This is a genomic window from Streptomyces sp. NPDC097107 (genome assembly GCF_044762405.1).
In the GTDB taxonomy this organism is placed as follows: Bacteria; Actinomycetota; Actinomycetes; order Streptomycetales; family Streptomycetaceae; genus Streptomyces; species Streptomyces thinghirensis.
This window is the reverse complement of the sequence record NZ_JBIWEF010000006.1, coordinates 63,062-81,785: the sequence shown is the minus strand read 5'-3', so window position 1 is coordinate 81,785 and position 18,724 is coordinate 63,062. Positions and strand designations below refer to the sequence as shown.

The following is an 18,724-nucleotide window of genomic DNA, read 5'->3' as shown; positions in this document are numbered from 1 at the left end:
ACCCTTTTTGCCACCCTGTCACGCGTCCCCGTACGCCTCGCCGCCCAGTTCGAACCCGGCCGTCCCGGCGGTGGCGTCCGCGAGCCAGGACCGGAAGGTGTCCACATCGGCCTCCGGCAGGCCGACCTCGATGGTGACGGCCTCGGCGTACCGCACGTCGCGCACCGCGCGTCCCGCCGTGCGCAGGTCGTTCTGGAGCTTGCCGGCGCGCTGGTGGTCGACGGTCACCGTGGCGAGGCGGAACCGGCGGCGGGTGAGCGTACCGAGGTCGTCGAGGGCCTCGCCCACGGCGCCGCCGTAGGCGCGGATGAGTCCGCCCGCGCCGAGCTTGACGCCGCCGTAGTAGCGGGTGACGACGGCGACGACGTACCGCATGTCGCGGCGCAGCAGCATCTGGAGCATCGGGACGCCGGCGGTGCCGCCGGGCTCACCGTCGTCACTGGCCTTCTGCACGGCGGCGTCGGCTCCGATGACGTACGCCCAGCAGTTGTGGCTGGCGTCCGCGTGCTCCTTGCGTACGGCCGCGACGAACGCCTGGGCCTCCTGCTCGGTGGCGGCCGGGGCGAGGGCGCACAGGAAGCGGGAGCGGTTGATCTCGGTCTCGTGCACACCCGCGCGGGCGACCGTGCGGTACTCGTCCTGCATCCGGCCAGCCTATGCGCTCACCGCGGCACGCCCCTCGGCACGGTCATCGCGGTCAGCGGGGCCGCGCCGGGGGCGAGGGCCCGCCAGGTGGTGCCGTGCCAGTCCAGCACGGCGATCGCCGACGTGGGGTACTTCGCGCGGAGCCGGTCCAGCGTGTCGTCGAGAGCGTCCCCGGCCAGCGCGAGGACGAGGTCCTCCAGGCCGGGATTGTGACCCACGAGGAGCAGTGTCTCGGTGTCGGCGGGCACCTCACGCACCACCTCGAGGAGGTCCGGTACGCCGGCTGCGCACAGGCGCGCGTCGTAGCGCACGGACGACGGTGTGCCCCACTGGGCGGAGGCCGGTTCCCAGGTCTGCCGGGCGCGTACGGCGGTGGAGCAGGGCGAGGTCCGGCAGCCGGCCGGCCCGGGCGAGGGCCCGTCCGGCGGCGGGGGCCTCGCGGCGGCCTCGCCCGGCGAGGGGACGGTCGCGGTCGGCGACACCGGCGGGGCGCGCCGACTTGGCGTGCCGCAGGACGACCAGGCGGCGCAGCGGGCCCGACCCGGGGCGCGCTATCACGCCGGGGCTCCGATGTCCCGGGCGAGGTGCAGGCCGAGGAACCGGTCGGCGTAGGCGTAGGTCTCGAAGCGGGCTCCGTCCGGAAGTCCCGGGTCGTGCTCCACTTGGCGCAGGACCCGGAGCACCCCGGGGGCGTCGAGGTCGTCCTCCCAGGCGGCGCGCAGTCGGTCGCGTACCTCGCCCGGGACGGGGCGCGACGGCTGCCGCGCCCAGGCGGCGACCGCGCGGCGCCAGCGCGCGAGCGTGTCCCCGGCGCCGGCCAGCACGGTCGCGTCGAGCTGCACGCGCGCGTGGTGGTGGCGCTCCAGCAGGGCGAGACGCAGGGCGTCGGGGCCGGCGGTGGCCGCCTGCCCGGCCTCGTCCACGGGGGCGACGGCGACCGTTGTCCCGTCCGGAGCGACCGCTCCCTCGCGTACGACGTGCACGGCCTGGCCCGCGCCCGGACCGGTGCCGGCGCCGCCGTCCTCGAAGGGCCGGATGCCGAGGGCCGCGGCGTCCGCACACAGCCCCGCTCGCTCGTCCGCACCGGTCAGCAGTGCCCAGGTGGGCGTGCCGTCGAGCTCCAGGGCGCGGACCAGGAGGTCGGCGACGAGCAGCACGCGCAGTCCGGTCGTGTCGCGGCCCGGCGCGTGCGCCTCGACACGGGTCGGCCCCCGTCGGGCGGGGGCGGCGGGAGCGGGCTCTGAGGTCCGGGCGTCGATGATGCGCAGCACGGGGCGAGCGTAGGCGGGCGGGGCGGTGGCGCACAGGCGGCGCGCTCGCCGCCCTCCCCCCGCCGCGTGGGGAATCTCCGCACGCCGCCGTCCGTTGTCCCGACCGGAGGACGCGACACGCGAGTCGTCCAGGAGCACAAGGAGGCCGCCGGTGTACGGCGACGAGGCAACCGTCCGCAAGATCCTCACCGAGCTCGGCGACACCTGGGCGGTGGTGGGTCTCTCGTCCAACCGGAAGCGCGCCGCGTACGGCGTCGCCGAAGTCCTGCGGCGCTTCGGCAAGCGGGTCGTGCCGGTGCATCCCAAGGCGGAGACGGTGCACGGCGAGCAGGGGTACGCCTCCCTCGCGGACATCCCCTTCGACGTGGACGTCGTCGACGTCTTCGTCAACGGCGACCTGGCCGGACCGGTCGCCGTTGAGGCGGTCGCGAAGGGCGCCGGGGCCGTCTGGTTCCAGCTCGGGGTGATCGACGAGGCCGCGTACGAGCGGACCCGGGCCGCGGGCCTGGAGATGGTGATGGACCGCTGCCCGGCGATCGAGATCCCGCGGCTGGGCTGACCCTCCGACGTCTCACCGGCCACCTGCCGGGTCCGACCCGATCTCCACCACGCGCGCCCGGCCGGACGGTGAGTCGGGCACGTACTCGGGATCGTTCATCGCGGGGGGCACAGCCGCGCCGACACCGACCTGCCAGGTTTTTCCGCGTGGCAGGCCCGCCCGGAGCATTCCCGTGGGCCGCGTGCCGCCGACATAGTGTTTCGGGTGAAGGCATCCTTCCTCCGCGCCAACTCCCTTGTGCAGCAACGGGTTTCCCAACGAATTCCGGTCGTCGTCGTGGGCGCGGGTCCCACCGGGCTCACCGTCGGCGGCATCCTGCGCGCGGCGTGCGTCGACTGTCTGGTCCTGGAGACCGGGACCCGGGAGTTCATCGAGCGGCGGCCCCGCGCCGGGGTCATCGAGGAGTGGGCCGTACGCGGGCTGGAACGGCGCGGACTGGCGCGGAACCTGTTGGAGCGGGCGCAGGCGCACACCGAGTGCGAGTTCCGGTTCGACGGGGCGCGGTACCGGTTCGGGTACACCGGGCTGACCGGCCGTCACCACTTTTTCCACCCGCAGCAGTTCCTGGTGACGGACCTGGTCCGGGAGTACGCGGACGTGCGGGGCGGGGAAATCCGGTTCGGGCGTACGGGACGTCGGACTGCACGGGCTGGAGTCCGGCCGGCCGTCGGTGTCGTACCCGTGCCCCGATTCCGGCGAACGGCGTGTCGTGGAAGCCGGCTTCGTCGCCGGATGTGACGGTGCGCGCGGGGTGTCGCGGGCGGCGCTGCAGCCCGATCGCGTCCGTGTCGCACGCCACGACTACGGCGTCGGCCGGCTGGCGCTGCCGGCGGAGGCACCGCCGTCCTCGGACTGTGTCGTCTTCGGCATGCATCGGCGCGGTTTCGCCGGACACATGGCGCGCAGCCCCGAGGTGACCCGCTACTACCTCCAGTGCCCGCCGGGCGACGACCCGGACAACTGGCCGCACGAGCGGGTCTGGGCGGAGTTGCGGGAACGGCTCGGCGCGGTCGGCGCGCCGCCGCTCAAGGAGGGGCGGCTCTGATCGAGAGGCGCGTCCTGGACCTGCACGGCTACGTCGTCGAGCCCATGGCCCACGGGCGCTCTTCCTGGCGGAGGACGCGGCCCACCTCACCGCCCCCATCGCCGCCAAGGGCCTGAATCTCGCCCTGCACGACGCCTTCCTGCTCGGCGACGGGCTGGTCGCCCACCTCACGAAGGGCGACGACGCCGGCCTGTCCGGCTACTCGGCCACATGTCTCGCCCGGGCGTGGGACTACCAGGAGTTCTCCGTGTGGCTCGCGGAGATGTACCACGGCACGGCGTCGGGCGACCCGTACCGCGCGGGCGCCGCGCTGGCCCGGCTGCGGCGGCTGTTCGACTCACCCGTGGCCGCGGCCGCGTTCGCCGAGCAGTACCTCGGCGCCCGTACCGGCGGCTGAGACTCCCCCTCAGTCGTGGAGCGGCCGGTCGCCGAGCCGGTGGTCGGCCACGTTCAGCGCCTCCTCGACCAGGCGGCGCAGGTGCCCGTCACGCAGCGCGTACACGACCCGCCGTCCCTCCTTGCGGGTGTTCACGAGCCCCGCCAGCCGCAGCCGGGCCAGGTGCTGGCTGACCGCGGGCCGGGCGGCCCCGCACGCCTCGGTCAGGGTGGTGACGTCGGCCTCCCCGGCGGTCAGGGCGTGCAGCAGGGTCAGGCGGGTGCGGTCGCCGAGGAGGGCGAGGACCTCGGCGGCGAGCGCGAACTGCTCCTCGCCGGGGGTGCGCGGGTGCGCATCGTCCGCAGATGACAGGTGCATGCGTGCGCTCATACGCACATAATGGTCTGCTGGACGCAGGGAGTCCACCACAGCACCACAGCACCGGAGCACCGGAAGGGGCACCCCGTGAGCGACCCGCACCGGCAGCACCAGCACCAGCACCAGCACCAGCACCAGCACCAGCACCAGCACCAGCACCAGCACCAGCACCACGATGCCCACTCCCCCGGCCACCACTCCCCCACCCGCCCGTGGCGCCGCCTCGCGCACCGTCTCGCCCCGCACTCCCACGAGAGCGCCGACAAGCTGGACCCGGCGCTGGAGTCCTCGGCCCGTGGGCTGCGCGCCCTGTGGGTGTCGCTGGCGGTGCTCGGCGCGACGGCGGTGGCGCAGGCGGCCGTGGTGGTGGTCTCCGGGTCGGTGGCCCTGCTCGGCGACACGGTGCACAACACCGCGGACGCGCTGACCGCCGTACCGCTGGGCATCGCCTTCGTCCTGGGCCGGCGCGCGGCCACCCGGCGCTTCACGTACGGCTACGGGCGAGCCGAGGATCTCGCGGGCATCGTGATCGTGCTGACGATCGCCGCGTCCGCGGTCCTGGCGGCGTGGACGGCGGTGGACCGGTTGCTCGACCCGCGCCCGGTCACCCACGTCCCGGCGGTGGCCGTCGCCGCCCTGGTCGGCTTCGCCGGCAACGAGTGGGTGGCCCGCTACCGGATGCGCGTGGGCCGGTCGATCGGCTCCGCCGCACTGGTCGCCGACGGACTGCACGCCCGGACGGACGGTTACACGTCACTGGCCGTGCTGCTGAGCGCGGGCGGCGCGGCGCTGGGATGGCGACTCGCCGACCCGGTCGTCGGGCTGGCGATCACGGCCGCGATCGTGCTGGTCCTGCGGGACGCGGCGCGTGAGGTGTTCCGGCGCCTGATGGACGCCGTCGATCCGGCGCTGGTGGACCGGGCCGAGCGCGCACTGGCGGAGGTACCCGGCGTGCGCGGGGTGGGTGAGCTGCGGCTGCGCTGGATCGGGCACCGGCTGCGCGCCGAGGTGGCCCTGGTGGTGGACGGCGAGGCGACGGTCCGGCAGGCCCATCGCATCGCCGTCGAGGCGGAACACGCCCTTCTCCACGCCGTCCCGCGGCTCACCGCCGCCCTGGTCCACGCCGACCCGGCACCGGCCCCGGGCGAGACGGACCCGCACCTGGCGCTGGCCCACCACGCCACCGCGTGAAGGGTCAGGCGACGCCCAGGCCCTCCAGTACCACGGCTCCCGGCAGCTCCGCGAAGGCCTTGCCCGGCACCAGCAGCTTGCCGCGCCGGCGTCCGCTGCCGACGAGGACGTACGGCAGGTCGACCACGGCCGAGTCCACCAGCACGGGCCAGTCGCCGGGCAGGCCGACCGGGGTGATGCCCCCGTACTCCATACCGGTCTCGCCGGTCGCCGTGTCCATCGAGGCGAAGGATGCCTTGCGCGCGCCGAGGTGGCGGCGTACGACACCGTTGACGTCGACCCGGGTGGTGGAGAGCACCACACAGGCGGCCAGCGTCGTGCCGCCGCCCCGCTTGCCGGTGACCACGACGCAGTTGGCGGACTGTTCGAGCAACTCACGGCCGTAGTGCTCGACGAAGGTGGCGGTGTCCGCCCACTCCGGGTCGGTGTCGACGTAGACGATCTGGTCGGCGGGTACGCTCCCGCGCCAGTGGCGTACGGCGTCGGCGACCGGCCGGGTCAGCTCGTCGAAGGCGTCCGGAGCGGGTGTGGCGTTGCCGAAGTTCCCGATGGGTGCGTGCATGGCCGCACGCTAACAACAGCGCCCGGCACCGCGAACGGTCGTCTCGGCGCACGGCCGCCTCGGCGCACGGCCGCCTCGGCGCACGGCCGCCTCGGCGCACGGCCGCCTCGGCGCACGGCCGCCTCGGCGCACGGCCGCCTCGGCGCACGAGCGCCTCGACGTACAGGGCGTCTCGACGCACGGGCGGCACCGGGTCCGCCGCTGTCAGCTCTCGGCGGCCGGCTCCGCGAGCCTGCCCGCCCCTCCCGCCCGGCCGTCCAGCTCGGCGAGCCGGGCCACCGCCTCGTCGTCCAGCTTCGACAGCGCCCGCAGCTGTCCCGGCGTGACCCCGTCGGGGATCGGCACCGGGGCCGGCGTCCGCAGCGGCGGCTGCCAGCCGTCGTCGGGCGTCCAGCGCCGTACGACACGGGCCGGCGCGCCCGCCACCACGGCGTGGTCGGGGACCGTGCCCCGGACCACGGCACCGGCGGCGACCACCACGTTCCGCCCGATCCGCGCGCCGGGCAGGATCACCGCGCCGGTGCCGATCCAGCAGCCGGAGCCGATCTCCACCGGGTCCATCCGGGGCCACTGCTTGCCGATGGGCTGGTGCGGGTCGTCGTAGGAGTGGTTGGTGGAGGTGACGTAGACGTACGGGCCGAAGTAGCAGTCGCTGCCGATGGTGACCGTGGTGTCCGCGATGACGTGGCTGCCGCGGCCGAGGACCACTCCGTCGCCGATGCGCAGGATGGGCTCGGGGCCGAGGTCGAGGTCGGGCATGAGTCCGGCGGTCAGGGTGACCTGCTCGCCGATGATGCAGTGGGCGCCGACGTGGATCCAGGGCTCGCCGAAGACCGTGCCGAGCGGGAAGGCGAGCCGGGTGCCCGTGCCCAGCGCCCCGAAGCGGAAGCGCCCGGGGTGCGCGGCGGTGACGGAGCCGGTGCGCTGCACCCAGGCCCAGCCGGCGTGGACGGCCCGCTGCGCGAGGCGGCTCCGCCAGGACGGATACGTGTTCTTGCGCTTCGGCACCCGCTCACGGTAGTCGGCACGCGGTACGGCCATGACTTCCAAGGCCTGTGATCTTCACCCCACCGGGTGGCGTACGGTGCCGTACATCACCCGAGCAGGAGGCGATGATGACGCAGCAGGCGCTGATCACGGGCATCGGCGGCAAGGACCCGAAGGTGGACGCGGAGGCCTTCGTGGCGCCGATGTCCTCGGTCATCGGGGACGTGACGCTCCACGCGGGAGCGAGCGTCTGGTACGGCGCGGTGCTGCGCGGCGACGTCGAGCGGATCTCCGTCGGCGCGAGCAGCAACGTCCAGGACAACTGCACGCTCCACGCCGACCCCGGCTTCCCCGTCACCGTCGGCGAGCGCGTCTCCATCGGGCACAACGCCGTGGTGCACGGCGCGACCGTCGAGGACGACTGCCTGATCGGCATGGGCGCCACGGTCCTCAACGGCGCGGTGATCGGCGCCGGGTCGCTGGTCGCGGCGCAGGCGTTGGTGCCGCAGGGGATGGCGGTGCCGCCGGGCTCCCTGGTCGCGGGAGTGCCGGCGAAGGTGAGGCGGGAGCTGACGGAGGAGGAGCGTCAGGGTGTCACGTTGAACGGCACGATGTACGCGGAGCTGGCGAAGGCGCATCACGAGGTCCACGAGGGACCGTGAGGTTCAGTCGGCAGCCGGGGCCGGCTCCGGTCCGGCCGCCGCGCCCTGCTCCGGCACGGCCCGCTGGGCCTTGCGCTTGAGCACCAGCATCGACGCGACGCCGATGCCCACGGCCACCACCAGGCCCAGCCAGGAGAAACGCTTGAGCCAGGACTCGGCGACGACACCGACGTAGTAGATGACGGCGGTGGTGCCGCCCGCCCAGACGATGCCGCCGAGGACGTTGGCGATCAGGAACTTCCAGTACGGCATCCGCAGCACGCCGGCCAGCGGGCCCGCGAAGATGCGGAGCAGGGCGACGAAGCGGCCGAAGAACACGGCCCACATGCCCCACTTCTGGAAGGACCGTTCGGCGGTGGCGATGTGCCCTGCGCTGAAGTGCCTGGGGAATTTCCCGCCCAGCCAGGCCAGGAGCGGCCGGCCTCCCTTGCGGCCGATGGCGTACCCGATGGAGTCGCCGATCACCGCGCCCGCGCTGGCACAGGCGCCCAGGACCAGCGGGTCGACGCCGCCGTGCTGGGAGGACAGCAGGGCCGCGGAAACCAGGATGATCTCGCCCGGCAAGGGGATGCCCAGGCTCTCCAGACCGATGACCAGTCCGACGACGGCGTAGACGGCCGCCGCGGGCACCGTGTCGAGCCACTCCTGGACGTGCAAGGCCAGACCCTCCGATTCGCGTCCCTGATGCGTTCCGGGTGGGTCTCGCGCCGCTTCCCGGGTCGCCTCGAACGAGGCGACCCGGGAAGCCTACCGGTTCGAAGGGCGTCAGCTGTTGGGACGCAGGGTCCATATGACGGTCATCTCACTGGTCACGGCACCGTCCTCGCGCTGGATGGCGACGCTCACCGGGAACTCGGGGCGGCTGCCCTCGTCCAGCTCCGCGACGACCTCGGCGACGGGGCGGCCGAGTGTCGCGGTGGCCGTGACCGGGCCGAGCGCGATCTTCTTGAAGGCGATCTCCGCGGTGACCGGCAGCGGCACCGCCCTGGAGAGCTGGTCGCCGAAGGCGGCGAGCACGATCGCGCCGCTGGCCGACTCGCCCAGCGTGAACATCGCTCCGGCGTGCGGTCCGCCGACGTGGTTGCGGTACTCGCTCTGGTCCGGAAGGGCCAGTACGGCCTTCTCCGGAGTGGTCTCCAGGTACTCGAGGTTCAGGGTCCTAACCATCGGCACCGTGGCGGCGAGCAACTCGCCGATCGACATCTGATCTGTGCTCATGGCAGCAGGTTACCCATGAGTAGCGTCCTGGGGCCAGGCATCCGGCATGATCGTCGTGTGCTCGCCGCCCATGCGGCCAGGAGAGCAGCCCCCCGCCGGCGGCCCGGACCCGCGGCAGCCCAACCCGTACCGGCAGCCCGGCTACCAGCGGCAACAGCCGTACGCCGGGCGGCAACACGGCACCTGGAACGCACCCACGGTCACGGCCGCCCCGCCGCCCGGGCGGGGTCCCGGCGGCCGTACGAAGCTCGTTGCCCTCGTCGCCGCCGGGGTCGTCGTAGTGGCTGCCGCCGTGACCGGGACCGTCCTTCTGGGCGGGGACGAGGAGGGCCGGGCCGAGCCCGGCCCCACCGCCTCCCCTTCGGTATCCGCGTCGGCCGCCGACGATCCGCGGGGCGGGGACGACGGCCTGAAGCCGACCGTCGCGGGCCGGCGCGTCGTGGCCGACCCCGACGACGGCATCGCCTTCGACGTACCGTCCTCCTGGGTACCGCAGTCGCCCACCTGGGTCACCTCTCCCGTTCGTCCGGGGTCGAGAAGAAGGGCAAGTGCGACGTGGACGGCAAGGCGACGACGTTCGCCTTCGAAACCGCCGACGGCGGCCTCGTCTCCTGGTCGTTCTTCGGCGCCGCGGGCGTCGGCGACGAGGTTCCGGACGCCACCGTCCAAAAGATCCTCGGCACCGTCAGGGAGTTCACGCCGGCGGACTCATGAGGACGCACGTTCACGACTTCGGTACGTCCCTGACAAGGGCCGGTGACCGAATCGTGTCCTGCGCGGCATTAGGGTGACCTCTCATGTGGCCAGGACAGCAGCCGCCCGGGGGCGAGCAGAACCCGCAGAACAATCCGTATCAGCAGCCGGGGTACCAGCAGCCGAATCCGTACCAGCAGCCCGGCTACCAGCAGCAGCAGCCCGGTGCTTACGGGCAGCAGCAGTGGGGCGCTCCGCAGCCCCCCGGAGCTCCGCAGCCGTCCCCGGGTGGGGGCGGTGGCGGCAACCGGACGAAGGTGGTCGCGATCGTCGCGGCGCTCGCCGTGGTGGTGGCCGCCGGTGTCACCGGGTTCCTGGTGCTGGGCGGTGACAAGGACGACCAGGCGGACGACGGCAAGGACAAGAAGCCGTCCGCGAGCGCGTCCGCGGACAAGTCCGAGGCCCCGTCCAGCGACCCGAGCGCGTCCGGCGACGAGGACAACCCGCGGGGCGGCGACGGGCTGAAGGCGACCATCGACGGCTGGAAGGTCGTCGCCAATCCGCGCTTCGGCACCATGTTCGACGTGCCCGCCGACTGGGAGATCGACAGCACCGACACCAGCGTCGGCTTCGAGTGGGAGGAGAAGGGCAAGACCGACCGCACCACGGTCACCGCCCCGGCCTACCTGAAGTCCGAGTGGTGCACGACGGACGAGAACAAGGACGGCCGCAAGGAGAGCACCGCCCTCGCCACCACCGGTACCCGCGGTGAGAGCGGCGCCAAGGACACCGACATGGCGGCCGAGACGCGGGTGCCGTGGTGGATCTTCGGCGGTTACACCCAGCCGGACAAGAAGAGCGTGAAGTACGGCAAGCCGAAGGCGTACACCACGACGTCCGGTATCAAGGGCAGCGTCATCGCCGCGTACTCGCAGGGCACGCCGCAGAAGGGGAAGTGCGACAGCGAGGGCAAAGCGATCACCTTCGCCTTCAAGAACAGCGCGGGCGACTTCGTCACCTGGAACCTGTACGGAGCCAAGGGCGTCGGCGACGAGGTCCCGGAGGCGACGATCCAGAAGATCCTGAGCACCGTGCGCCTCACCGAGGAACCGCCGACCGACTCGTAGGCGCCCCGCCGACCGACTCGTAGGCGCCCCGCCGACCGACTCGTAGGCGCCCGCCGGGCGGCGCGCGCGGCGCCCCGCGCGCCGCTCAGCCGATGCCGAACGCCCCGGCGGGAGGCTCGGGCGACGGTACGGCGTCCTCGTCGCGCACCGGCCGCGCGTCACCGATGAGTTTCCGCAGGGCGGGCCCGTGCTCGACCCTGGCCGGGAAGGCGTCGGCGGCGGTGCGCCGGGCCAGCGCGGCCGTGTCGATCGGTCGGTGCGCGGCGACGAGGACGGCGTTTCCGAAGCGCCGTCCGCGCAGCACACCCGGTTCGGCGATCAGCGCCAGCTCCTCGAAGAGCGTGGCGAACCCGGCCAGTTGCGGGCGCAGGAAGGGGAACGGCGCGGAGTCGGCCAGGTTGGCCACGTACACGCCGTCGGCGCGCAGTACCCGCGCCGCCTCCCGGGCGTAGGCGACGGAGGTCAGGTGCGCGGGCACCCGTGAGCCTCCGAAGACATCGGCGACCAGGACGTCGGCCGAGTCCGCGGGTGCGGCCTCCAGCCAGGCCCGGGCGTCGGCGCCGTGCGCGGTGATGCCCGCGCCGTCCGGCAGCGGCAGGTGCTCGGCGACCAGGTCCAACAGCCCCCGGTCGGCCTCCACGACGTCCTGGCGGGAGCCGGGCCGGGTGGCGGCCAGGTACCGGGGCAGGGTGAACGCGCCGCCGCCGAGGTGCAGCACGTCCAGGGCGCGCCCCGGCCCGGCGACCGTGTCCAGGACGTGGCCGAGCCGGCGCGTGTACTCGAACTCCAGGTGCGCCGGCTCGTCCAGGTCCACGTACGACTGCGGCGCCCCGTCGACGGTGAGCAGCCAGGCCCGCCTCCGGTCGACGTCGGGCATGAGCTTGGCGGTGCCGTGGTCGGTGACGCGGCTGAGCGGTATGGCTTCCTTCACCTGTTCATTGTGCCTGTGCCAAGCGCCCCCGAAGGGGCGCGGGGGACTGCGCGACCAGCCACCACGGGCCCCGCGGTCCCCCACGCACGGCCAGGGGCACTCACCCCACCGTGGTAACGGTTCCCGCACCCACGGTCCGGCCGCCCTCACGGATGGCGAACCCGAGCCCCGTTTCCAGCGGCACGTCCCGCCCCAGCTCGACCGTCATCGTGACCGTGTCCCCGGGCCGCGCCACCGCCACCTCGCCGAGGTCGACGTCTCCGACGACATCGGCCGTACGGATGTAGAACTGCGGCCGATACCCCGTGGCGACCGGCGTCGAACGCCCGCCCTCCCGCGCCGACAGCACGTACACCCGCGCCGAGAAGCGCCGCGCGGGCACGACGCTGCCGGGTGCGGCGACCACGTGGCCGCGACGTACCGTGTCGCGGGCGACACCGCGCAGCAGCAGCGCCACGTTGTCCCCGGCCTGCGCCTCGTCCATCGGCTTGCCGAAGGTCTCCAGGCCGGTGACGACCGTCTCGACGGACGCCCCGAGCACCTCGACCCGGTCTCCGACGTGCACGGTGCCGCGCTCGACGGCGCCGGTGACGACCGTGCCGCGGCCGGTGATGGTGAGCACGTTCTCCACCGACAGCAGGAACGGCGCGTCCAGGTACCGCTCGGGCATGGGCACGTACGTGTCCACCGCGTCGAGCAGCGCCTCGACGGACGCCGTCCACCGCGGGTCGCCCGCCAGCGCCTTCAGCCCCGAGACCCGTACGACGGGCACGGCGTCGCCGCCGTAGCCGTGCGCGGTGAGCAGGTCCCGCACCTCCAGCTCGACCAGGTCGGTCAGTACCGCGTCCTCGCTGTCCTCGACGGCATCGGCCTTGTTGAGCGCGACCACGATGTGGTCGACGCCCACCTGCCGGGCGAGCAGGACGTGTTCGGCGGTCTGCGGCATGATCCCGTCCAGCGCGGAGACGACGAGGATCGCCCCGTCGAGCTGGGCGGCGCCGGTGACCATGTTCTTGACGTAGTCGGCGTGACCCGGCATGTCGACGTGCGCGTAGTGCCGGGTGTCGGTCTCGTACTCGACGTGCGCGATGTTGATGGTGATGCCGCGCGCCGCCTCCTCCGGGGCGCGGTCGATGCGGTCGAACGAGACGTACCGGGTGGTGCTGCCGGCGCCGCGCTCGGCGAGCACCTTGGTGATGGCGGCGGTCAGGGTGGTCTTGCCGTGGTCGACATGGCCCATCGTGCCGATGTTCAGATGCGGTTTGGTGCGGACGTACGCCGTCTTGGACATGGCGGTACCTCGAAGCCTCGTGGCGGTGGCGGGGACCCCTGGGGCCGGCCGACCCTCCCCCTGCGGGGTCCGCCGGACGATCCGGGGAGGGTCAGCTTCGGGCGCCGTCGGCTGCGGCCGTCGCGGCCTTGAGGAAGGGGACGGCAGCCTTCGGTGCATCCGCGACCGCGGATGCTGCGAGGTGGAAGGCGTGCCGGAACATGACGCCGATCCTTGCCGACGCTCTGGCCCGCGTCGAATGGTTTTTACGGCATGGGAGTTCGAGTACCGGGTGTTCGAGTACTGGCTCCGCCTTCTACGGCCCGATGTTGCGCAGCGCCTCCCGCACGGACAGCGGCGCGAGGCGTTGCCCGTGCTCGGTCACGAAGGCGCGTACGGCGTCCGGGGCGGTCTTGGCGTACTCGCGCAGGCACCAGCCGATGGCCTTGCGGACGAAGAAGTCGCCGTGGCCCGACTGGCGCAGGCAGTAGCCGAAGAGGCGGTCGGTGTCGGTGCGTTCCCTGTAGCGCAGTTGGTGGAGCAGGGCCGCGCGGACCAGCCACCGGTCCTCGTCCGCGCTCCAGGCGTCCATGTCGGCCGTGAGGCCGCGGTCGGCCGCGACCAGCCCTCCGACTACGTGCGCGGAGAGCAGGTCGACGGTGTCCCACCATGGCGCCGTGGTGAGCAGATGCCGGACCACGGGCAGGAAACCGGAAGAGCAATGCGTCACATACCGGCGCAGGAAATCGACGGCGAAGTAGTGGTACTCGCGCTCGGGCAGCCGCCAGCAGCGCAACGCGACCGCGGCGCAGTCCGGCTCGCCCGGGCGGGGCAGACCTTCCAGGACGGTGCGGGAGAGGCTGCGGCGAACGGGGGAGGTCAGGCCGAGGAAAGGCGCCACGTCCTTCATGTACGCCCGCAGGGCCACGGCTCGCTCGGGATCGGCCGCGGCGGCGTACCCGACGGTGAGCCGCTCCATCACGGTGTCGGCGAGCGGGCTGCGCGGCACGTCCGGAATTCCCTCGGCTGTGACGCTCATGAGACGCACCATACGGCGATCACACACATTTGTCGGTTAGTGTCACCGGATGCTCGATGCCACCGCCCGCTCTGGGGGCACCGCCACGGTCTCTCCCCGGACCGCAGCAACGGAGCTCGCCGTCGCCACCGCCGCCGGGCCGGTCGCGCCGGCCGCACCGACCGGCTTCGCCGCCCGCGTGACGAGAGTCCTGCTCTCTCCGTGGTCCCGCTTCTCCCTGCTCGTCGCCCTGCTCGCGTCGGCCGCGACCGCCGTTCTGCTGTTCCAGCCGCAGCAGTTGCTGACCAACGGCTGGCCGCCGCAGCTCGGGGGCGCCGCGGCGGCGGTCGCGTACGCGGTGGCGTACGGGCTGTGCACCGTCGCCTTCGTGCCGCGTCCGCTGCTGAACCTGGCCGCGGGCGCCCTGTTCGGTTCGCAGCTCGGCCTCGCCTCGGCACTGGCGGGGACGGTGCTCGGCGCCGGAATCGCCTTCTGCCTCGGCCGGATGCTGGGCCAGGAGGCGCTGCGCCCGCTGCTGCGGGGCAAGTGGCTGAAGGCCGCGGACGGGCAGCTCAGCCGGCACGGTTTCCGCTCGATGCTGGCGGCGCGGCTGTTCCCCGGGGTGCCGTTCGCCGCCGCCAACTACTGCGCGGCCGTCTCCCGTATGGGCCTGCTGCCCTTCCTGCTCGCGACCGCGCTGGGGTCGATCCCCAATACCGCCGCCTACGTCGTCGCCGGTGCCCGCGCCTCGGCACCGACCTCCCCCGCCTTCCTGATCGCGCTGGCCTGCATCGCCCTGCCGGGACTGGCGGGCGCCGTGGTGGCCTGGCGCAAGCGGAACCGGTTGCGCGGGCGCTGACGGGGCGTTACAGCGCCTCCAGGACCATCGCGTTGGCGAGTCCGCCCGCCTCGCACATCGTCTGCAGGCCGTAGCGGGCGCCGCGCTCGTGCATGGCGTGGACGAGCGTCGTGGTGAGCCGGGTGCCGCTCGCGCCGAGGGGGTGGCCGAGGGCGATCGCCCCGCCGTGCACGTTCACCCGGTCGAGGTCGGCGCCGGTCTCCTGCTGCCAGGCCAGCACCACGCTCGCGAAAGCTTCGTTGACCTCGAACAGGTCGATGTCGCCGAGGGAGAGCGACGCCCTGCGCAGCACCTTCTCGGTGGCCGGGATTACGCCCGTCAGCATCAGCAGCGGGTCGGAGCCGGTGACGGCGAAGCTGTGCAGGCGGGCGAGCGGGCGCAGGCCGAGGCGGGCGGCGGTCTCGCTCGACGTGATCAGCACGGCCGAGGCGCCGTCGTTGACCGGGCTGGCGTTGCCCGCGGTGACGTTCCACTCGATCTGCGGGAAGCGCTCGGCGAAGGCCGGGTCGTGATAGGCGGACTTGAGGCCGGCGAGGACCTCGACGCTGCTGGCGGGGCGTACGCACTCGTCGCGCGAGACGCCGTCGAGGGGCGCGGTCTCGGCGTCGAACCGGCCGGTGTCCCAGGCCTCGGCGGCCTTGTGGTGGGAGGCGGCGGCGAAGGTGTCCATCCGCTCCCGGGTGAGCGACCACTTGGCGGCGATCAGCTCGGCGCTGACGCCCTGCGGGACGAGTCCCTCGGGGTAGCGGGCGGCGACGCCGGGGCCGAAGGGGTCTGTGCCGGGCGGCACGTTGGACCACATCGGCACCCGGCTCATCGACTCGACCCCGCAGGCGACGACGAGGTCGTACGCCCCGGCCATGACGCCCTGCGCGGCGAAGTGGACGGCCTGCTGGGAGGAGCCGCACTGACGGTCCACGGTGGTCGCGGGGACGGACTCGGGGAAGCCGGCCGACAGGAGGGCGTATCGGGTGGTGTTCATGGCCTGCTCGCCGACCTGGTCGACGGTGCCGCCGATGACGTCGTCGATCAGCAGCGGGTCGACACCCGACCGCTCGACGAGGGTGCGCAGCGTGTGCGCGAGGAGTTCCACGGGATGGACGTGCGCGAGGGCGCCGTTCGGCCTGCCCTTGCCCATGGGGGTGCGTACGGCTTCGACGACGACTGCATCACGCATGGTGCGGACCTCCGATGGCCGGCGACTACCAGTGAGTAGGAAATGTGGACTCACCATAGCTCCGTGAGTTGGAAAAACAAACCCTCAATTAGACTGAGGTCATGGCCGCCGCCCCCAAGAACCCGCGCCCCTGCTCGATCGCCGATGCCCTGGCGCTCGTCGGCGAGAAGTACTCCCTGCTCGTGCTGCGCGAGGTGTGTCTCGGCAACGGCCGCTTCGACCAGCTGGTGCGCAACATCGGCGCCCCGCGCGACATCCTCGCCACCCGGCTGCGGCGGCTCGTCGACGCGGGGATCCTGACCCGGCAGCCGTACAGCGAACGCCCGCAGCGCTTCGAGTACCGGCCCACCAGGGCGGGACTGGAGCTGGAGCCGGTCCTGATGACCCTCATGGAATGGGGCGACCGGCACCTGCGCGCGGACGACGACCGCCCCATGGTGGTCGAACACGCATGCGGCAGCGAACTCGTCCCGCAGGTGACCTGCCGGGCCTGCGGTGACACCGTCCGGCACGAGGACCTGACCGCCCATCCGCAGGCCCCGGGCTGGACGGTGACGGGCCCGACGGTGGCCCAGTAGCTCTTCCGCCCCTGTGGGCGGCTCTTCACTTTGGGGCGCTACGCTGCCCCTCGGCACGCCTGGTCCTGATCACCGCACACGGCGCTTCGGCGTGCCCGTCGCCCGTTTCTTCCTCGGCACTTGGACCCCGTAACCTCATGTCTTGGTTCGAATCACTCATCCTCGGACTCGTCCAGGGGCTGACCGAGTTCCTCCCCGTGTCCTCCAGCGCTCACCTGCGCCTGACCGCGGCGTTCTCCGGCTGGCACGACCCGGGCGCGGCCTTCACGGCGATCACGCAGATCGGCACCGAGGCCGCCGTACTCATCTACTTCCGCAAGGACATCGGGCGGATCATCTCGGCGTGGACGCGGTCGCTCACCGACAAGTCGATGCGCCGCAACCCCGACGCGCGCATGGGCTGGCTCGTGATCGTCGGCTCGATCCCGATCGGCGTGCTCGGTCTGACGCTGAAGGACCACATCGAGGGCCCGTTCCGCGACCTGCGGATCACGGCGACCATGCTCATCGTCGTCGGTGTGATCATCGGCATCGCGGACCGGATGGCCGCGCGGGACGAGAAGGGCGGCCGGCATCGCGCGCCCAAGCAGCGCAAGGAACTGGAGAACCTGAGCGTCCGGGACGGCCTGATCTACGGCCTCTGCCAGGCCGCGGCCCTCATTCCCGGCGTCTCCCGCTCCGGGGCGACCATCAGCGGCGGCCTCTTCATGGGCTACCGCCGCGAGGCGGCGGCCCGGTACTCGTTCCTGCTCGCGATCCCGGCGGTGCTCGCCTCCGGCCTGTTCGAGCTCACGGACGCGATGGAGAGCGATCACGTCTCCTGGGGGCCGACGGTGTTCGCGACGATCATCGCCTTCGCCACCGGGTACGCGGTCATCGCCTGGTTCATGAAGTTCATCTCGACCAGGAGCTTCATGCCGTTCGTCTGGTACCGCATCGCGCTCGGCATCGTCATCCTCGCCCTGGTCGCGACGGGTGCCCTCAGCCCGCACGCCGCGGAGTCGTCCGGCTGACCGCAGCCGCTTCTGTAGCCGTCCGGTAGCGCACTGTCAGTGCTTGCACCTAGGCTTGTCCGCATGTCCCCCAATTCCGTGACTCCTGGTTTCGCGCGGTCCGCCGCGGAGCTGAACGATCAGATCCGTGCGCTGTGGCGGCGTGCGGGCGGGACCCTGTCGGCGCAGGAGCGTGCGGAGTACGAGTTGCTGGTGGTCGAGTGGGCGACCGCGATCCGTGGCGAGGTCGTCGAGGCGGCCTGACCGGCCGGCTCGGTCAGCGCCCGCCGGCCACCCTGAGCACCGTCCCCGTCGTGTACGACGCGTCCGGCGACATCAGCCAGGCGATCGCCGCGGCGATCTCCTCCGCCCGTCCCGCCCGGCCCAGCGGAACGGCGGCCCCCATCCGCCGGGCACGCTCCGGGTCGCCCATCGCGGCGTGCATCTCGGTGTCGATGACCCCGGGGGCGACCGCGTTGACGCGGACGCCGTCCGGGCCGAGCTCCTTGGCCAGGCCCAGGGTCAGGGCGTCGACGCCCGCCTTCGTGGCCGCGTAGTGCACGTACTCCCCCGGGCTGCCGATGGTCGCGGCGCCCGACGACACGTTCACGATCACGCCGCTTCCCCGCGCGGTCATCAGTTGCGCGGCGCGCCGGGCGCACAGCAGCACGCCCATCAGATTGACGTCGAGGACCCGGCGCAGGTTCGCGGTGTCGCTGTCGGCGAGCCGCCCCAGCGGCCCGGTCACCGCCGCGTTGTTCACCAGCCCCGTCACCGGCCCCAGCCGCTCCTCCGCGACGTCGAAGAGCCGCTCGACGTCGGCCTCGGCCGACGTGTCCGCCCGGACCGCGAGACCGCGGCCGCCGGCCTCGCGCACCCCCGCGACGACCGCCTCCGCCGCCACCGGGTCCCGCACGTAGCCCACGACGACGTCGTGCCCGTCGGCCGCGAGCCGCAGGCAGGCCGCTGCCCCGATCCCCCGGCTGCCGCCGGTGACCACCGTGATGGGACGCTTCATGAGTACCTCCAGCAGAGGATCGTCGTGGGACCGAGAGGCGTTGCCGCCCCGTTTCATTTGATCGATCATCGATCATATTAGGCGAGGCCGCGCTTCCCGGGGCCCGGACATCCGATGTGATCAACTGCAATCCGCCCTGGTCGAGCGCGCACACTGAAGAGACCACG

At 72.9% G+C, this 18,724-nt stretch carries 21 protein-coding genes and 2 pseudogenes; 10 read left to right on the top strand and 13 right to left on the bottom strand.

Annotated elements, in window-relative coordinates:
* Positions 1 to 18: 18 nt before the first annotated feature.
* The 3 genes and pseudogenes from ACIQ1J_RS15780 to ACIQ1J_RS15770 form a co-directional block, all read right to left on the bottom strand.
* Positions 19 to 645 (bottom strand): YigZ family protein, encoded by a 627-nt coding sequence (locus ACIQ1J_RS15780; RefSeq protein ID WP_403557268.1) that lies wholly within the window; start codon positions 643 to 645, stop codon positions 19 to 21.
* 17 nt (positions 646 to 662) lie between these two features.
* Positions 663 to 1,203: pseudogene (locus ACIQ1J_RS15775) on the bottom strand (SixA phosphatase family protein).
* Complete coding sequence (locus ACIQ1J_RS15770) at positions 1,200 to 1,916, bottom strand: hypothetical protein (protein WP_403557267.1); 717 nt, start codon at positions 1,914 to 1,916, stop codon at positions 1,200 to 1,202. The pseudogene ACIQ1J_RS15775 and the gene ACIQ1J_RS15770 overlap by 4 nt, the downstream one beginning before the upstream one ends.
* 151 nt (positions 1,917 to 2,067) lie before the next feature.
* Here ACIQ1J_RS15770 and ACIQ1J_RS15765 point away from each other — a divergent pair, with 151 nt between their 5' ends.
* The gene (locus ACIQ1J_RS15765; protein WP_403557266.1) at positions 2,068 to 2,475 is read left to right on the top strand and encodes a CoA-binding protein; all 408 of its coding nucleotides are present in this window, start codon (positions 2,068 to 2,070) and stop codon (positions 2,473 to 2,475) included.
* Positions 2,476 to 2,712: 237 nt separating this feature from the next.
* Positions 2,713 to 3,917, top strand: a pseudogene (locus ACIQ1J_RS15760) (4-hydroxybenzoate 3-monooxygenase).
* A 9-nt stretch (positions 3,918 to 3,926) separates the two neighbouring features.
* Here the strand turns inward: ACIQ1J_RS15760 and ACIQ1J_RS15755 are convergent.
* The gene (locus tag ACIQ1J_RS15755; protein ID WP_403557265.1) at positions 3,927 to 4,286 is read right to left on the bottom strand and encodes an ArsR/SmtB family transcription factor; all 360 of its coding nucleotides are present in this window, start codon (positions 4,284 to 4,286) and stop codon (positions 3,927 to 3,929) included.
* A 75-nt stretch (positions 4,287 to 4,361) separates the two neighbouring features.
* Here ACIQ1J_RS15755 and ACIQ1J_RS15750 point away from each other — a divergent pair, with 75 nt between their 5' ends.
* Entirely contained in the window at positions 4,362 to 5,465 is a 1,104-nt protein-coding gene (locus ACIQ1J_RS15750; protein WP_403557264.1) for a cation diffusion facilitator family transporter, read from the top strand.
* 4 nt (positions 5,466 to 5,469) lie between these two features.
* On the opposite strand, the gene ACIQ1J_RS15745 is transcribed toward ACIQ1J_RS15750, so the two are convergent.
* Both ACIQ1J_RS15745 and ACIQ1J_RS15740 read right to left on the bottom strand, forming a co-directional pair.
* A complete protein-coding gene (locus ACIQ1J_RS15745) occupies positions 5,470 to 6,027 on the bottom strand; it encodes a YbaK/EbsC family protein (RefSeq protein WP_403557263.1) in 558 nt (185 codons plus the stop codon).
* A gap of 204 nt (positions 6,028 to 6,231) precedes the next feature.
* Positions 6,232 to 7,035 carry an acyltransferase gene (locus tag ACIQ1J_RS15740; protein WP_403557600.1) on the bottom strand — a complete coding sequence of 268 codons (804 nt, stop codon included), beginning with the start codon at positions 7,033 to 7,035 and terminating at the stop codon, positions 6,232 to 6,234.
* A gap of 107 nt (positions 7,036 to 7,142) precedes the next feature.
* On the opposite strand from ACIQ1J_RS15740, the gene ACIQ1J_RS15735 reads away from it, so the two are divergent.
* Positions 7,143 to 7,676, top strand: coding sequence for a gamma carbonic anhydrase family protein (locus ACIQ1J_RS15735; RefSeq protein WP_403557598.1), 534 nt, complete (start codon positions 7,143 to 7,145; stop codon positions 7,674 to 7,676).
* A gap of 3 nt (positions 7,677 to 7,679) precedes the next feature.
* Here ACIQ1J_RS15735 and ACIQ1J_RS15730 read toward each other — a convergent pair whose 3' ends face one another.
* Entirely contained in the window at positions 7,680 to 8,333 is a 654-nt protein-coding gene (locus ACIQ1J_RS15730; RefSeq protein WP_403557262.1) for a DedA family protein, read from the bottom strand.
* A 108-nt stretch (positions 8,334 to 8,441) separates the two neighbouring features.
* Entirely contained in the window at positions 8,442 to 8,879 is a 438-nt protein-coding gene (locus ACIQ1J_RS15725) for a DUF4442 domain-containing protein (RefSeq protein ID WP_310875920.1), read from the bottom strand.
* Positions 8,880 to 9,449: 570 nt separating this feature from the next.
* On the opposite strand from ACIQ1J_RS15725, the gene ACIQ1J_RS15720 reads away from it, so the two are divergent.
* Both ACIQ1J_RS15720 and ACIQ1J_RS15715 read left to right on the top strand, forming a co-directional pair.
* On the top strand, positions 9,450 to 9,608 hold the full coding sequence (locus tag ACIQ1J_RS15720; protein WP_403557261.1) for a hypothetical protein: 159 nt from the start codon (positions 9,450 to 9,452) through the stop codon (positions 9,606 to 9,608).
* Between the two features lie 83 nt (positions 9,609 to 9,691).
* The gene (locus ACIQ1J_RS15715) at positions 9,692 to 10,714 is read left to right on the top strand and encodes a hypothetical protein (protein ID WP_403557260.1); all 1,023 of its coding nucleotides are present in this window, start codon (positions 9,692 to 9,694) and stop codon (positions 10,712 to 10,714) included.
* Positions 10,715 to 10,799: 85 nt separating this feature from the next.
* On the opposite strand, the gene ACIQ1J_RS15710 is transcribed toward ACIQ1J_RS15715, so the two are convergent.
* The 3 genes from ACIQ1J_RS15710 to ACIQ1J_RS15700 form a co-directional block, all read right to left on the bottom strand.
* Positions 10,800 to 11,645, bottom strand: coding sequence for a spermidine synthase (locus ACIQ1J_RS15710; protein ID WP_403557259.1), 846 nt, complete (start codon positions 11,643 to 11,645; stop codon positions 10,800 to 10,802).
* 100 nt (positions 11,646 to 11,745) lie between these two features.
* Positions 11,746 to 12,936, bottom strand: a complete 1,191-nt coding sequence (gene tuf / locus ACIQ1J_RS15705; RefSeq protein ID WP_403557258.1) for an elongation factor Tu — start codon at positions 12,934 to 12,936, stop codon at positions 11,746 to 11,748.
* A gap of 295 nt (positions 12,937 to 13,231) precedes the next feature.
* On the bottom strand, positions 13,232 to 13,954 hold the full coding sequence (locus tag ACIQ1J_RS15700; RefSeq protein WP_403557257.1) for a DNA alkylation repair protein: 723 nt from the start codon (positions 13,952 to 13,954) through the stop codon (positions 13,232 to 13,234).
* A 49-nt stretch (positions 13,955 to 14,003) separates the two neighbouring features.
* Between ACIQ1J_RS15700 and ACIQ1J_RS15695 the strand changes: the two genes are divergently transcribed.
* Positions 14,004 to 14,792 (top strand): TVP38/TMEM64 family protein, encoded by a 789-nt coding sequence (locus ACIQ1J_RS15695; protein ID WP_403557256.1) that lies wholly within the window; start codon positions 14,004 to 14,006, stop codon positions 14,790 to 14,792.
* A gap of 7 nt (positions 14,793 to 14,799) precedes the next feature.
* On the opposite strand, the gene ACIQ1J_RS15690 is transcribed toward ACIQ1J_RS15695, so the two are convergent.
* Positions 14,800 to 15,969 carry a thiolase family protein gene (locus ACIQ1J_RS15690; RefSeq protein ID WP_403557255.1) on the bottom strand — a complete coding sequence of 390 codons (1,170 nt, stop codon included), beginning with the start codon at positions 15,967 to 15,969 and terminating at the stop codon, positions 14,800 to 14,802.
* Between the two features lie 101 nt (positions 15,970 to 16,070).
* Here ACIQ1J_RS15690 and ACIQ1J_RS15685 point away from each other — a divergent pair, with 101 nt between their 5' ends.
* The 3 genes from ACIQ1J_RS15685 to ACIQ1J_RS15675 all read left to right on the top strand — a co-directional run bounded on the left by ACIQ1J_RS15685 (position 16,071) and on the right by ACIQ1J_RS15675 (position 17,803).
* The gene (locus tag ACIQ1J_RS15685) at positions 16,071 to 16,547 is read left to right on the top strand and encodes a winged helix-turn-helix transcriptional regulator (protein WP_403557254.1); all 477 of its coding nucleotides are present in this window, start codon (positions 16,071 to 16,073) and stop codon (positions 16,545 to 16,547) included.
* Between the two features lie 137 nt (positions 16,548 to 16,684).
* A complete protein-coding gene (locus ACIQ1J_RS15680; protein WP_403557253.1) occupies positions 16,685 to 17,560 on the top strand; it encodes an undecaprenyl-diphosphate phosphatase in 876 nt (291 codons plus the stop codon).
* Between the two features lie 63 nt (positions 17,561 to 17,623).
* Positions 17,624 to 17,803, top strand: a complete 180-nt coding sequence (locus ACIQ1J_RS15675) for a hypothetical protein (RefSeq protein WP_403557252.1) — start codon at positions 17,624 to 17,626, stop codon at positions 17,801 to 17,803.
* Between the two features lie 13 nt (positions 17,804 to 17,816).
* Here the strand turns inward: ACIQ1J_RS15675 and ACIQ1J_RS15670 are convergent, their stop codons facing one another.
* Positions 17,817 to 18,557: an SDR family oxidoreductase gene (locus tag ACIQ1J_RS15670; RefSeq protein WP_403557251.1), complete on the bottom strand. Its 741-nt coding sequence runs from the start codon at positions 18,555 to 18,557 to the stop codon at positions 17,817 to 17,819.
* Positions 18,558 to 18,724: the final 167 nt, after the last annotated feature.